The sequence below is a fragment of the Thiorhodococcus drewsii AZ1 genome, from assembly GCF_000224065.1.
GTDB lineage: Bacteria > Pseudomonadota > Gammaproteobacteria > Chromatiales > Chromatiaceae > Imhoffiella > Imhoffiella drewsii.
The window spans coordinates 80758-93856 of the sequence record NZ_AFWT01000012.1 but is presented as its reverse complement, the minus strand read 5'-3'; the positions used below and the strand labels follow the sequence as shown (position 1 = coordinate 93856).

Here is a 13099-nt window from a genome sequence, read left to right as displayed (position 1 = left end):
GATGAAAGACGAGAACCGCACGAATCTCGAACCGGTCGATCGCGAGCGGCGCACCTTCATCGGCGCAGCGGCCGGCGTCGGCGCCTCCATGGTGGCTCCGGGCGTCATCCTGCATGCGGTCGAGGCGGCGCCCCGTGCCACGTCGGTGAGTAGCGATGTGCGCTGGGGGTTGGCGATCGATACGGCCAAGTGCGCCGAGGGCTGCTCGGCCTGCATCGATGCGTGCGATCGGGAAAACGGTCTGGATCTGCAGACCAAGCCCAAGCCTCTGTCCGAGTCCAAGTGGGATCAGCAGAAGGCGGTGTGGATCCGCAAGGTCAAGCTGCAAGACAATCAGACCGGACGCATCACCAATCTGCCCATGATGTGTCAGCATTGCGAGGATCCGCCGTGTGTCGACGTTTGTCCGACCGGTGCCTCCTTCAAGCGCGCCGACGGCATCGTGATGGTCGATCGCCATCTCTGCATCGGCTGCCGTTACTGCATGATGGCGTGTCCCTACAAGGCGCGCAGCTTCATCCATGAAGCACTCGAGGGTCAGCTGACCAGCGTGCCGCGCGGGAAGGGCTGCGTCGAGAGCTGCAACCTCTGTGTCGACCGCCGCGACTATGGCGAGGAGTCCACCGCCTGCGCCGATGCCTGCGCGGCCGAGGGGCACAACGCAATCGTCTTCGGCGATCTGAAGGATCCCGAAAGCCCGATCAGCCAGTTGCTGAAGGCGCTTCCGACCCGTCAGATCCGCGAGGATCTTGAGCTGAATACCGGCGTGCGCTATGCGGGCGTCTAGTAAGGACGACGAGAGATGATGAAACGAATCGTTTATCGCGAATGGCGGATTCCTCCGGCGCGTTTCTGGGGCATCCTCGGCATCCTCGCCTCCGTGATCGGGATCGGCACGCTGTCCTTCGGCTATATGGAGCATCAGGGACATTGGGTCACCGGCATGAACAACGCGGTGGTCTGGGGGCTGCCGCACGTCTTCGCGGTCTTCCTCGTCATCGCTGCTTCCGGGGCGCTCAACATCGCCTCGATCGGGACGGTCTTCCGTAAGCCGATCTACAAACCGCTGGGACGGCTATCCGGGCTGCTCGCGGTCGCGCTCCTGATGGGCGGACTCCTGATTCTGGTCACCGACCTGGGGCGTCCTGAGCGACTCATCGTCGCCATCACCAGCTACAACTTCAGCTCCATCTTCGCCTGGAACATCTTTCTCTACACGGGATTCATGGCGATCGTTATCGCCTATCTCTGGACCATGGCGGACCGTCAGGGCGGCCCCTTCAACCGGCCGGTGGGTATCCTGGCGCTCTTTTGGCGTCTGGCGCTGACCACAGGTACCGGATCGATCTTCGGGTTTCTGGTGGCGCGAGAGGCCTATAGCGCGGCCATTCTTGGCCCCATGTTCGTCATCCTCTCCTTCGCCTACGGACTCGCGGTTTTTCTGCTCGTGCTCATGTTCGCCTTCGCCGAGGAGGGGCGCGTGATCGGTCCCAAGATCCTGCGTCGGCTCAAGAATCTGCTGGCCCTCTTCGTCGCCGGCGCGCTCTATTTCATGCTGATCTACCACCTGACCAATCTCTATGCGGCCAAACACGACGACTTTGAGTCTTGGTTGTTGCTGCACGGTGGGATCTACACCTTCGCCTTCTGGGTCGGCAGTATCCTGATCGGCGGTCTGCTGCCGCTTTGGATCCTCTATCACCCGGAGAAGGGCAAGAACTGCAATTGGGTCGCGGCGGCCGCTGCGCTGGTGATCGTCGGCGGGCTCTCGACCATGTATGTCGTCATCATTGGCAGCCAGGCCTATCCCATGCCGCTGTTCCCTGGTCAGACGATCCTGGAGTCGGGGTTCGGCGACGGGGTCGGTGGGCGCGCCGCATCCTATTGGCCGTCCATTCCCGAACTCTTGCTCGGGCTCGGCGGCGTAGCCGTTGGGCTGCTGATCACGGCGGTCGGTGTGCGTGTCCTCCAGTTCCTTCCGGAATCGCTGGCCGACGACGTGGTTCCGGTCGACGAGGAAACCCTGGGCGAGGCCGCCTTCGCCAAGCCGGCCTGAGTGCCGGTCAGGCGTTTTCGGTTTCCGACACATGGCGCATCTCTATATCGCGGCACCCCAAAAATCATCGGGAAAGACCACCCTCTCGATCGGGCTCTGCCGCGAATTCCGCCATCGCGGCCTGGTCGTTCAGCCGTTCAAGAAGGGGCCGGATTATATCGATCCGCTGTGGCTGACCCAGGCCGCCGATCATCAATGCTACAACCTCGACTATCACACCATGACCTCGCGCGAGATCGCCGAGGTCTTCGCGCGCGAGCTGGAGACGGCTGATCTGGGTGTGATCGAGGGGAATGTCGGACTCTTCGACAGCACCCATCTGGATGGCTCTTTCAGTAATGCCGAGCTGGCCAAGCAGCTCCAGTCACCTGTCGTCCTGGTCGTCAACTGTCACGGCATGGCGCGTGGAATCGCGCCACTGCTATTGGGCTATCAGGCGTTCGATCCCGAGCTTCGCATCGCTGGCGTCATCCTGAACAAGGTCGGCGGCATGCGTCATGGCGAGAACCTGGTTCGGGTGGTCGAGCGCTACACGGATCTGCCCGTGCTCGGTCTGCTCCGCCGCGACGATGAGATCGCTATCGCCGAGCGTCATCTCGGGCTCATTCCGAGCAACGAGGCGGGCGACGCCGAGCGTTGGGTCGAGAAGATCCGCAGCCGGGTGGCCGATCAGCTCGATGTCGATCGGCTGATCGGAGTCGCCGAGGAGGGCGCCCATCCGCGCGTTTCCAGTCACGCAATTCAGGTGCGCCATGAGGCGGGTCCGACGCTGCGGATCGGAATCGCACGCGATGAGGCGTTCGGCTTCTATTATCCGGACGATCTGCGTGCCTTTGCCGAGTCTGGCGCCGAGTTGGTCCCCTTCAGCCCGATTCGCGATGCCGAGCTGCCCGAGGTGGACGCGCTCTTCATCGGTGGAGGCTTTCCCGAGTGTCACATGCAGTCGCTCGAAGAGAACCGTTCCATGCGCCAGCACATCGCCGCATTTATCGCTGACGGCGGCCCGGTCTATGCCGAGTGCGGTGGTCTCATGTATCTGTGCGAGGGGTTGCACTGGAAAGGCGAGCGACGGTCCATGGTCGGCGCGCTCAAGGCCGAGATCGAGATGCGCTCCGGTCCACAGGGGCGCGGCTATATGCGCTTGAGCGAGACCGACGCCTTTCCTTGGCCGCGCGCGCATGCTGGATCAGTCGAGATCGCCGCCCATGAATTCCATCACTCGGCCCTGATCCAACCGGATCCATCCTGGCGCTATGCCTACCGGGTGCTGCGCGGCGTGGGGATCGACGGGGTGCACGATGGCATCGTGCAAGGCAACCTGCTGGCCTGCTACAGCCATCTGCGCGGGGTGGGATCGACGCGCTGGACCGACCGATTCCTGGCACACGTGAGGGATTGCCTGGGTGGTTGATCGTTCGAGCTATCGGATGGTCGGTCATGGTGCCACCCGATTTCGAGCCCGATGGTAAACTGTCCATCGATTCCAAGCGGATAGCCAATAGGATAGGGTTAGCGATGTTCAAACTCACAGCCGCCGCCGCCGAACAGGTCCTCAAGGCCGCCAAACAAGGCGGCACCGAAGGTATGCCTCTACGCCTGGCCGCCGCCCAGCAGGCGGACGGAAGCATCGACTATCGGATGGGCTTCGACGAACTGACCGAGGACGACATTCGTATGACCTGCGAGGGGATCGAGGTCATCATGACCCCGGAGCAGGTGCCTCTGCTCGATCAGGCGACCATGGACTACGTCGAGATCGAACCCGGCCAGTTTCATTTCATCTTTCTCAATCCCAACGACGCCAACTTCACGCCGCCGAAAGAATCCTAGGGGTTCCGGGACCGAGTCGCTCTGGACGTCCGGATGGAACTCAGCCACGAGGACAGTCTCAGACTCAACGTGCTGCTTGCGAGCAAGCCGCTCGCGATCCGTATCGATGCGTCCAAGTTGCAGGTTCTGGGACTGACCGAGCACGGCGAACTGAGTCTGCAGCTCAACCCGACGACCCGTCCCGAGCAGTATCTACGCTGGGTCAGAGAGACCATCTCGGGTCATGTGCTGGGTTCGCCCGGCGGCTATCCCGTCTATCTGAGCCGCTGGACCCGCATGGGACAGATGCGTGACGGCAGTCTGGGGCAATTGCTGATGCTCGGCGAGCCCGAGGCGGTCGTCGCCGCCGTCTGCGCGCCCGGTCTCGATGACGAGCTGGCGCGGCGTGCTTGGTGGGCGATGGAGGATGCGGCCAACGCGCGGCGCATGCTGACCAATCCGCTGGTCGTCGGGGGACGCATGGGACCGCTGCTCGCCGACTATCTGGTCGAGCATCTGCCGTTCGAGACCGATCACGAGGACATCATGGAATCGGTGCGGCTGGTGCTCCAGCCCGGCCTGCTCGATGGCGAACGCATTCTCGATCTCTGGCGTCGATCGGCGCGCAAACCGGCCTATCTCGTCGGCTTCATGCGCGCCTTGCCCGATGAACCCTGTGCCTCTAACCCTGCCAAAATCTGTCCGGATGTCCTGCTTCGGCTGGCCGAATCGGACCCGGTTGCCGCTCTGATCCAACGGCTCTACGCGCCCCCTGGTCAATTCCTCGTTTCGACCGCCGCCTCGGTGTTGGCCAAACCGCCGACCCAAGAGGTGATACTCGCCGCCTTCGCCTGTCTGCGCGACTTTCTTGCAGCGGTGAGGCCCGAGGGCGATCCGGATATGGACATCGCCGCGCTGATCGCCGATGCCGACGCCTGTGTCGATCCGAACGATCCCGACCCCTTGGTTGCCAATATACTGGCCGTACTGCCAGAGCTGGCGCCAGAGATCGCCGCCATGCGTCTGCTCTCCGGGGTCGGCTATGGTCTCCTGCGGCCCATCCTGAGCGACTCCACCACGCTCGGCAGTCTCATGCGGCGCAAGCTGGCACCGGTTCTGGATCCGATCCAAGGGCGTTTGAGCCTGTTGAAGCAATAGTCTGTTCGGATGCCTGTCTTCCCGGATTTTAGCCGCGTTCCAGCATGAGGCCGGTGCCGACGACCGGCCTCATGCTGAAGCCGAGCCATTGCCCCAATGCCTGGCGAGTTGGTGCAGCGCCTCGGCCCCGACCGGTTCGGTCGCGAGCAGCGGGGTCTCGACGATCGGCAGGTCGGGCAGGGCAGCGGCGAGATCCTTGAGACAGGCCGCCTCCTGACCTCGGCGCTGTTCCAGCAATTCGCCCGCGTCCTGGGGTGAGCGGCGATTGACGACCAGCGCGCCGACCGGGATGCCCTGGTCTGCCAGCTGTCCGCGCAGCTCGATCGACTCCAGTACCGGTAGACGCTCGGCCATCAGCACGAGCACGAAGGCGGTGTTCGCCTGCTCCTTCAGATGATCGCGCAGCGATGCGAAACGCAGACGCCGTCGTTCCAGCACCGAGAGGATCTGGTCGTCGCGGTCCGGACTGCCGATGGTGCGGCGCGCCACCTCGTCCGGGTTCATACGCCGAAAGGCGTCTCCGAGCTTGTTGGCGCTTTGACGCGAGCGCAGCAGACCCTCGGTCCAGGTCGACATCAGCTCCGGCAGGGCCAGCAGCCGTGCCGTGTGGCCGGAGGGCGCCGTGTCGAAGATCAGCAGTCCCTCGCCATCGCCGTGATGGAAGTGGTGATGGACCAGATCGGCGATGCGTTCGAGCAGGGCCGCTTCGTGCAGCCCCGGTGCCTGACGCGCGAGCGCGAGCTGACGGTCGACCTCGCCCGAGAGATTGGCCGGCATCAGTCGCCGCAACGAACGGCCCACCTGGTCCAGGTGGGCGTCCGCAATGCCTTGCGGATCCAGCTCCATGGCCTCCAGATTGGGCGCGATCTCGACCGCATCGGGTCCTATGCGCCGTTGCCAGAGGTGACCCAGGTTGTGGGCCGGATCGGTCGAGACCAGCAGCACGCGACGGCCCCGCTCGGCCTCGGCTAGGGCGACCGCCGAGGCGGTCGTCGTCTTGCCGACCCCACCCTTGCCGCCGAAGAAGAGCAGACGGCGCTCTGCGGCGAGTCTCAGCAGCATCGGATGTCATCGAGCGGTGAATGCTCGAGCCCCATGCGACGGTGCCAGTCGTGAAACTGCTCGTAGAGCAGCGGCATCAGTTCCAGGGTGTACCAGCCGACCGGGTTGGGTACCCCCAGACTCTCGGCGAAGACCATGAGCATGAAGAGGTCGTCCTGATCGCGCCGGGCGCGGCCGAAGGTGCGCCGGTAGGGCGCTACGTAGAACTCCCGCAGGAGTTCCTCGAAGCGCCGCCAGCCCTTGAGTGTTTCCTCGTTCGGATCGGTTGGGCTCATGTCGGCTGGTCCGCGCTGCGCTTGGTGAGCGCGAGTCCGGCCTCCACGGAGACCCAAAGGGCGGCGACCAGGATGATCAGATCCATGCCGATCAGCAGCCAATTGCCGTCGGACCAGAAGCTGCCGAGCTGGATCAGCAAGGCGTAGACCGTTACGGCCAGCAGTAAGGCCAGAGGGATCGCGGTGAAGACGATGGGGCGGCCGAGACGCGCCAGGATTACGGACAGGATGGCCAGTGTCAGACCGGCGAGCAGCTGGTTGGTGGTTCCGAACAGGGGCCAGATGATCATGCCGCCGGACCCGTCGCCGCCCGCGCCGAAGGCGAGGGCCAGACAGGTCACCAGCGCCACGCCGGTGGCGACGTAGCCGTTCTGTAGCGGTTTGAACGAGGTCATCTCTCCGACCTCCTGGATCACGTAGCGCTGCAGGCGCATGCCAGTGTCCATGGTGGTGCCAGCGAACAGGATGGCCATCACCGAGAGAATGGTTCCGCCGAGCTCCGGCGAGATGCCCAGGCCATCGGCCAGGATGCGCCCGCCGCCGTTGACGAATGCGGCCAGGCTGCCTTGGCCGAAGCTGGAGTAGACGCCCTCCCATTCGGAGATCGTGGCGAAACCGGCGACCGTGCAAATGATGGCCGCCAGGGCCAGCATGCCCTCGCCGACGGCTCCGAAATAACCGACGAAGCGCGCGTCCGTCTCCTTGTCGAGCTGCTTGGAGCTGGTGCCTGAGGCGACCAGTCCGTGGAAGCCGCTGATGGCCCCGCAGGCGATGGTGACGAAGAGCAGCGGCACCAGGGGCGGGGTGCCTTCGGGCAGGTTCTGGTTGATCATGGGCGCGACCACGTCTGGGGCTGCGATGATCGTCGCGGCGTAGAGCAATCCGAGACCGATGAAGAGTTGCAGGCCGTTGATGTAGTCGCGCGGCTGTAGCAGCACCCAGACGGGCAGCATGGAGGCGATGGCGGCGTAGGCGAAGAGGATGAGGATCCACTGGGCGTTCGGCGTCAGACCCATGACCTGATCCGGCAGGCTGACCGGGTAGGCCTGGCCGACGAAAATGAGGGTGTAGAGCACCGCGACGCCGATAATGGACGGCCACAGCAGGCCCATGCGGTAGCGGTAGATCGCCTGTCCGATGATCAGCGCGACCACGATCGCCCCCCAGGCAGGGATCGTGGCGGCGGGATCATGAACCAGCAGTTTGGCGATGACCACCGCGAAGGCGCTGTTGACCATCAGCAGCAGCAGGAAGATGACGATCATGAAGAGTGACTTGGCACGATGACCAATGACCTTGCCGGTGAGCGCGCCCATCGACTGGCCACGGTGCCGCACGCTGGCCCATAGTGCGCCGAAATCGTGCACGCCCGCCATGAAGACGGTGCCGATGGTGACCCAGAGGAAGGCCGGTAGCCAGCCCCAGAAGACCGCGATCGCCGGCCCGACGATCGGCGCCGCTCCGGCAACGGAGGTGAAATGATGTCCCCAGAGCACGAATTTGTTGGTGGGGATGTAATCGATGCCATCGCGCAGCTCGTGCGCGGGGGTCACGAAGTTCGGATCCAGCCGATAGAGCTTCTCGGCGACGAACTTCGAGTAGACGAAATAGCCCAGCGCCATGGTGCCTAGGCCGACCAGTAGTAGATAAATGGCGTTCATCGCCTCTCCTAGGTGCTATTGGGTCGAGCCCTCATGGCTCATCAAGTCAGTTCCGAGCCAGTTCGCTCGTAGGGGGCCTATTGTAAGCAAGATGACGGGATGTGCCTCTGTCATCTGTCCGGGTGCGATACGGTGCCGAATCTATCACGATGATGGTGACGCGAGCCCGGTGAGCTGCTCGCTCAGTGTCCAGAGCTGCCGATTCGCGTTCGGATCGAGTGTTTGAGCGGGCGGTCGAAGACGTCGGCCCTTGGCGAGATAGTCGCCGCTGACGTCCTCCCATTCGGGCGAGAGCGCCAATTCGATCAGCGGGCGCGCCGCCGCCTCCGGCGAGGGCAGCGCCCAGCCGATGAGTCTGTCGACAAGTTTCCAGAAGAGGCCCTGAGCGCCGTCCGTTCCGCCGAGGTTGGAACGGAACACGCCCGGGAAGACGCAGTTGACCGCAACCCTGGTTCCGCTCAGTCGACGCGACAATTCGAAGGTGTAATGCAGGTTCCCGAGTTTGGATTGTCCGTAGGCGCGCATGAGCCGATAGGGGCGCCGTTCCCAGTTGAGGTCCGAGAAGTCCATGGCGGTATTGATGCGGGTACCGACATTGAGGATGCGTGCCGGTGCGCTGTCCTTCAGCCGCTCCAGCAGCAACTGGGTGAGCAGGAAGGGCGCCAGATGATTGACCGCCAGGGCGCATTCGATGCCGTCCGGGCTCAGTCGCCGCTCAGGAAAGGCCGTGCCGGCGTTGTTCACCAGCACATGGAGGTGGTCGAAGCGGTCCAGCACCTGGGCGGCCAGGTCGCGGATCTGGGCCTGATCGCTCAGGTCGGCGAGAAAGAGGTGCAGGTCGGCGTTTCCGGTCTGGGTCCGGATCTCGTCGAGTGCCGCCTCGCCTCGGATCCGGTCGCGCGCGACCATCCCCACGCGCAGACCTCGGCTGGCCAGTGCGTGTGCGATGGCCTTGCCCAGACCCGAGTTGGCCCCCGTGACCAGGGCCGTGCGTGTTTCTGTGTCGGTCGTCATTCGGTGCTGTCTCCTGGCGAGGACGAGCATCTTGGGCGCACCCGGTCGCGGTAGGCGGCGATCTGACGCATGATGATGGAGAAGGGGAGGCGATCCAGTCCGCCGAATCGAGCGCGCGCGGCATCGAGCGTCGCCTTCACGTCCTCGATGAACGGCGGTTTCGGTGCGGGGTCTTCGGAGACGTCCTCGTTCAGAACCGACGCGATGCCGCGCAGCCCTCCGACCTGGACCCGAAGCACCAGTCGGTGCGGTCGCGATCCGGCCGGTGCGGTCGAGCGGGTCAGAAAGCGCGCCTCCTGGTGCAGTCGTTCCAAGAGGTCGCGACAGCTGTCTTGGGCCGTCTCTGAACTGCAGTGAACGCCTTCGCGCTCCGCGATACAGAAGCGCTCGGCCAGCGAGCAGGATGCCTGGCGTGTCAGGAGGCTCTTCTCGAAGGCGCAGACGCGCTGATCGAGGGCTCGATAGGTGTCGCGAAAGGCGTCGTCGTCCATCGGATCCTCGCTGTATCAGGGCTCGGTCTGGCGTGATCAGATAGGGCTATGGCTGGGATCGGACGTGCTTCGATCCTCCCATCGGCATTATCCGAGGTCTCAGGCGTCGGACTCTCCCCGGCCGGTGAAGCGCCGGATCATGCGCCGGTCGCGCTTCGAGGGGCGCCCGCCCGAATCCTGTTGCCCGAGGGCAAGGTCGCGACGTTCGCGGACCAGTTCCTCGCGCTTCAAGCGGCTTTTTTCGTCCTCGACATAGAGTTTGGCCGCTTCGCTCGCCGAGCGGCGCTGTTTGTCGATCGCCAGGACCTCGACCGTCCAGGAGAGGCCGACCTTATGAATCTCGACCTGGCTACCAGGGCGCACCGAGCGACTCGGCTTGACGCGCTGCCCGTCGAGATGGACCTTGCCGCCGTTGATCGCCTCGATCGCGAGTTGGCGCGTCTTGAAGAAACGCGCCGCCCACAGCCATTTGTCGAGCCGTAATTCTTGGGTGCTGTCCGCGTCCTTCATCGATCCAAAAGCTCGTCCAACTCGTCGCATGCATCCAGCAGCGCCAAGTCGTCGTAACCGCCGACGTGATGGTCGCCGATGAAGATCTGGGGTACGGTGTGCCGATTGCTGCGCTCGACCATAATGGCCATCTGGGCCGGGTCCTGATCGACCGCGATCTCATCGAACTCGACACCCCTGCGTTTCAGTAGGCTGCGGGCGCGCGTACAGTAGGGGCAGATTTGGGTCGTATAGATGGTCACCTGAGGCATGCTGTCTTTTCGATCCTATTACCGTTGATCCGGTGCGCGAGCTTCGCCGGCCGGAGTCGTGACGTCAAGCTGCCTTGAAAAGTGGGGCTCGTGACCGAAAGACCAACGTCTGATCGGGGCCGGGTGCCCAATTCTCACTCGATTGCGAATGCAGGATTCCCATGTACCGAGATACGCCGCATGCCGTCCGTCTCAAGGACTATCAGCCACCTGAGTTTCTGATCGATCGGGTCGATCTGCATTTCGAGCTGGACCCCGACCGGACCTTGGTCGAGTCCATTTTGCAGTTACGCCGTAATCCGGCCGCCACGCGCGGTGACGGCTCCCTGGTCTTGCACGGTGAACAGCTGGATCTGGAGTCGATTGAAATCGACGGCCATTCGCTGACCGGCTCGGAGTTCGAGGTGGATCAGGATTCGCTCACCCTGCATCGGATTCCGGACCGCTTCAGTCTGCTGACCCGGGTGCGTATCCATCCGAGTCTCAACACGGCGCTCGAGGGGCTCTATCAGTCCGGCGACATGCTCTGCACCCAGTGCGAGGCCGAGGGATTTCGGCGCATCACCTATTTCCTCGATCGTCCCGATGTGATGGCGCGCTTTACGACCACGCTGGTGGCCGACAAGGCGCGTTTCCCGGTGCTGCTCTCCAACGGCAATCCGATGGAGTCGCGGGATCTCGACGGCGGTCGGCATCTGGTGCGCTGGGAGGATCCCTTTCCCAAGCCGAGCTATCTGTTCGCCCTGATCGCGGGCGACCTGCGTGTGATCGAGGATCGGTTCACCACGGCCTCGGGGCGCGAGGTGATGCTCAAGATCTTCGTCGAACCCCAGAATGTCGATAAGTGCGACCACGCCATGCGCTCGCTCAAAAAGGCGATGCGCTGGGACGAGGAGCGCTTCGGGCGCGAGTACGATCTGGACATCTTCATGATCGTCGCCGTCAGTCACTTCAATATGGGGGCGATGGAGAACAAGGGGCTCAACGTCTTCAACGACAAGTTCGTGCTGGCTCGCTCGGATACGGCGACCGATGTGGATTTCGATGGCATCGAGAGCGTCATCGCCCACGAGTATTTCCACAACTGGACCGGCAACCGTATCACCTGTCGCGACTGGTTCCAGCTCAGTCTCAAGGAAGGCTTCACCGTCTATCGCGATCAGGAGTTCTCGGCCGATGTCGGTTCGCGCGGCGTCAAGCGCATCAGCGACGTGCGTCTGCTGCGGGCACACCAGTTCTCCGAGGACGCTGGCCCCATGGCGCATCCGGTGCGCCCCGATTCCTATATCGAGATCAACAACTTCTACACCGCGACCGTCTACCAGAAGGGTGCTGAGGTGGTGCGGATGCAGGCCAATCTGCTTGGCCCCGAGACCTTCCGTCGGGCGACTGATCTCTATTTCGAACGACACGACGGTCAGGCCGTCACGACGGAGGATTTCGTGCGCTGTATGGAGGACGCGAGCGGTCGCGATCTGACCCAGTTCCGACGCTGGTATGAGCAGGCGGGAACGCCTGAGCTTACGGCCGAGGGTACATTCGACGCAGAGACGGGCGTCTACAGCCTGAGCGTGCGTCAGTTCACGCCACCGACGCCGGGTCAGCCCGAGAAGTCACCCTTGCATGTGCCGCTTGCCATCGGTCTGCTGGGGGTCGACGGCGAGGACCTGCCGCTGCGTCTGGAGGGCGAATCCGAGGCCCCGCGCGCCGGAACGCGCGTGCTCGAACTGCGTGAGGAGGAGGAGCACTTCCGGTTCGTCGGTCTCTCGGCCAAGCCGGTTCCCTCGCTGCTGCGCGCCTTTCCCGCCCCGGTGAAGCTGCGCTTCGACCAGTGCGATGAAGATTTGCTGTTCCTGATGGCGCACGACAGCGATGGCTTCAACCGCTGGGATGCGGCCCAGACCCTAATGCAGCGGCTGCTGCTGACGCTGGTCCGGGATCCCGATCATGTCGTTCCGGATAGCTTCTGCGACGCTTTCCGGAGCGCCTTGCTGGATAGCGCTGGCGATCAGGCACTGCTCGCCGAGGTGTTGACCCTGCCGAGCGAGGGCTATCTGGCCGACCAGATGGATGTGGTCGATGTCGACGGTATTCACCGTGCGCATGCGGTGTTGGAGCGACGTATCGGCGAGTGTCTCAGGGCGGATCTGCTCGGCGTTTATCGTGCCAACACCGGCGATGGATCCCCTTATGTCTTCACACCGCAAGCGGTGGGGCGGCGCGCGATCCGCAACCTGGCGCTGCACTATCTGATGCAAGCCCCGGATGCCGAGATCTTGGGTCTGTGCCAGGATCAGTTCGCCAATGGCGACAACATGACCGATGTCATGGCGGCGTTGCGTCTGCTGGCCAATCACGGCGGTGCGGAGGGCAATGCGGCACTGGAGAGCTTCTATCGGCGCTGGTCCAGGGAGTCTCTGGTCATCGACAAGTGGTTTGCCGTTCAGGCCAGTTGTTCGCGCGAGGATGCGCTGAACCAGGTCCTGCATCTCATGGAGCACCCGGACTTTTCGTTGCGCAATCCCAATCGGGTACGCAGTCTGGTCGGTGTCTTCTGCAACGCCAATCAGGTGCGATTCCATGCCCCGGACGGCGGCGGCTACCGCTTTTTGGCCGATCGCGTCCTGGAGCTGGATCCGCTCAATCCGCAGATCGCGTCGCGTCTGCTTAAATCCATGATCCGCTGGCGGCGGTTCGATCGGGTGCGTCAGTCGCTCATGTGTGCCGAACTGCATCGCATCCTGGACACCGAGGAACTCTCGAAGGATGTTTACGAGGTGGCGTCCAAGGCGCTGGAGGCCGCATAGATTCG

At 63.5% G+C, this 13099-nt stretch carries 13 protein-coding genes; 6 read left to right on the top strand and 7 right to left on the bottom strand.

Features of this window, described 5'->3' with window-relative positions; all coding sequences use genetic code 11:
- Position 1: 1 nt before the first annotated feature.
- From dsrO to THIDRDRAFT_RS10080, 5 genes are all read left to right on the top strand, one after another.
- Positions 2–787 (top strand): sulfate reduction electron transfer complex DsrMKJOP subunit DsrO, encoded by a 786-nt coding sequence (gene dsrO, locus THIDRDRAFT_RS10100; RefSeq protein WP_007040740.1) that lies wholly within the window; start codon positions 2–4, stop codon positions 785–787.
- A gap of 18 nt (positions 788–805) precedes the next feature.
- Positions 806–2056, top strand: a complete 1251-nt coding sequence (gene nrfD, locus THIDRDRAFT_RS10095) for an NrfD/PsrC family molybdoenzyme membrane anchor subunit (RefSeq protein ID WP_040844515.1) — start codon at positions 806–808, stop codon at positions 2054–2056.
- Between the two features lie 31 nt (positions 2057–2087).
- Positions 2088–3467, top strand: coding sequence for a cobyrinic acid a,c-diamide synthase CobB (locus THIDRDRAFT_RS10090; protein ID WP_007040738.1), 1380 nt, complete (start codon positions 2088–2090; stop codon positions 3465–3467).
- A gap of 104 nt (positions 3468–3571) precedes the next feature.
- Complete coding sequence (locus THIDRDRAFT_RS10085) at positions 3572–3886, top strand: HesB/IscA family protein (RefSeq protein ID WP_040844513.1); 315 nt, start codon at positions 3572–3574, stop codon at positions 3884–3886.
- A 33-nt stretch (positions 3887–3919) separates the two neighbouring features.
- Positions 3920–5023 (top strand): hypothetical protein, encoded by a 1104-nt coding sequence (locus THIDRDRAFT_RS10080; RefSeq protein ID WP_007040736.1) that lies wholly within the window; start codon positions 3920–3922, stop codon positions 5021–5023.
- A gap of 69 nt (positions 5024–5092) precedes the next feature.
- On the opposite strand, the gene THIDRDRAFT_RS10075 is transcribed toward THIDRDRAFT_RS10080, so the two are convergent.
- From THIDRDRAFT_RS10075 to grxC, 7 genes are all read right to left on the bottom strand, one after another.
- Complete coding sequence (locus THIDRDRAFT_RS10075) at positions 5093–6085, bottom strand: ArsA family ATPase (protein WP_007040735.1); 993 nt, start codon at positions 6083–6085, stop codon at positions 5093–5095.
- Positions 6076–6360, bottom strand: a complete 285-nt coding sequence (locus THIDRDRAFT_RS10070) for a cory-CC-star protein (protein WP_007040734.1) — start codon at positions 6358–6360, stop codon at positions 6076–6078. The genes THIDRDRAFT_RS10075 and THIDRDRAFT_RS10070 overlap by 10 nt, the downstream gene beginning before the upstream one ends.
- A complete protein-coding gene (locus THIDRDRAFT_RS10065; RefSeq protein ID WP_007040733.1) occupies positions 6357–8021 on the bottom strand; it encodes a carbon starvation CstA family protein in 1665 nt (554 codons plus the stop codon). The genes THIDRDRAFT_RS10070 and THIDRDRAFT_RS10065 overlap by 4 nt, the downstream gene beginning before the upstream one ends.
- Before the next feature lie 144 nt (positions 8022–8165).
- Positions 8166–9035 carry an SDR family NAD(P)-dependent oxidoreductase gene (locus tag THIDRDRAFT_RS10060; protein ID WP_007040732.1) on the bottom strand — a complete coding sequence of 290 codons (870 nt, stop codon included), beginning with the start codon at positions 9033–9035 and terminating at the stop codon, positions 8166–8168.
- A complete protein-coding gene (locus tag THIDRDRAFT_RS10055) occupies positions 9032–9526 on the bottom strand; it encodes a hypothetical protein (RefSeq protein WP_007040731.1) in 495 nt (164 codons plus the stop codon). The genes THIDRDRAFT_RS10060 and THIDRDRAFT_RS10055 overlap by 4 nt, the downstream gene beginning before the upstream one ends.
- Before the next feature lie 99 nt (positions 9527–9625).
- The gene (locus tag THIDRDRAFT_RS10050; protein ID WP_007040730.1) at positions 9626–10036 is read right to left on the bottom strand and encodes an RNA-binding S4 domain-containing protein; all 411 of its coding nucleotides are present in this window, start codon (positions 10034–10036) and stop codon (positions 9626–9628) included.
- Positions 10033–10287, bottom strand: coding sequence for a glutaredoxin 3 (grxC, locus tag THIDRDRAFT_RS10045; RefSeq protein ID WP_007040729.1), 255 nt, complete (start codon positions 10285–10287; stop codon positions 10033–10035). The genes THIDRDRAFT_RS10050 and grxC overlap by 4 nt, the downstream gene beginning before the upstream one ends.
- Before the next feature lie 161 nt (positions 10288–10448).
- Between grxC and pepN the strand changes: the two genes are divergently transcribed.
- Positions 10449–13094: an aminopeptidase N gene (gene pepN, locus THIDRDRAFT_RS10040; RefSeq protein WP_007040728.1), complete on the top strand. Its 2646-nt coding sequence runs from the start codon at positions 10449–10451 to the stop codon at positions 13092–13094.
- Positions 13095–13099: the final 5 nt, after the last annotated feature.

What these genes read in the sequence shown, in the direction of transcription:
- THIDRDRAFT_RS10080 (WP_007040736.1), top strand. Translation starts at nt 3,920, where the DNA reads ATGGAACTCAGCCACGAGGACAGTCTCAGACTCAACGTGCTGCTTGCG.
- THIDRDRAFT_RS10070 (WP_007040734.1), bottom strand. Translation starts at nt 6,360, where the DNA reads ATGAGCCCAACCGATCCGAACGAGGAAACACTCAAGGGCTGGCGGCGC.
- THIDRDRAFT_RS10085 (WP_040844513.1), top strand. Translation starts at nt 3,572, where the DNA reads ATGTTCAAACTCACAGCCGCCGCCGCCGAACAGGTCCTCAAGGCCGCC.
- grxC (WP_007040729.1), bottom strand. Translation starts at nt 10,287, where the DNA reads ATGCCTCAGGTGACCATCTATACGACCCAAATCTGCCCCTACTGTACG.
- dsrO (WP_007040740.1), top strand. Translation starts at nt 2, where the DNA reads ATGAAAGACGAGAACCGCACGAATCTCGAACCGGTCGATCGCGAGCGG.
- pepN (WP_007040728.1), top strand. Translation starts at nt 10,449, where the DNA reads ATGTACCGAGATACGCCGCATGCCGTCCGTCTCAAGGACTATCAGCCA.
- THIDRDRAFT_RS10050 (WP_007040730.1), bottom strand. Translation starts at nt 10,036, where the DNA reads ATGAAGGACGCGGACAGCACCCAAGAATTACGGCTCGACAAATGGCTG.
- THIDRDRAFT_RS10055 (WP_007040731.1), bottom strand. Translation starts at nt 9,526, where the DNA reads ATGGACGACGACGCCTTTCGCGACACCTATCGAGCCCTCGATCAGCGC.
- THIDRDRAFT_RS10060 (WP_007040732.1), bottom strand. Translation starts at nt 9,035, where the DNA reads ATGACGACCGACACAGAAACACGCACGGCCCTGGTCACGGGGGCCAAC.
- nrfD (WP_040844515.1), top strand. Translation starts at nt 806, where the DNA reads ATGAAACGAATCGTTTATCGCGAATGGCGGATTCCTCCGGCGCGTTTC.
- THIDRDRAFT_RS10090 (WP_007040738.1), top strand. Translation starts at nt 2,088, where the DNA reads ATGGCGCATCTCTATATCGCGGCACCCCAAAAATCATCGGGAAAGACC.
- THIDRDRAFT_RS10075 (WP_007040735.1), bottom strand. Translation starts at nt 6,085, where the DNA reads ATGCTGCTGAGACTCGCCGCAGAGCGCCGTCTGCTCTTCTTCGGCGGC.
- THIDRDRAFT_RS10065 (WP_007040733.1), bottom strand. Translation starts at nt 8,021, where the DNA reads ATGAACGCCATTTATCTACTACTGGTCGGCCTAGGCACCATGGCGCTG.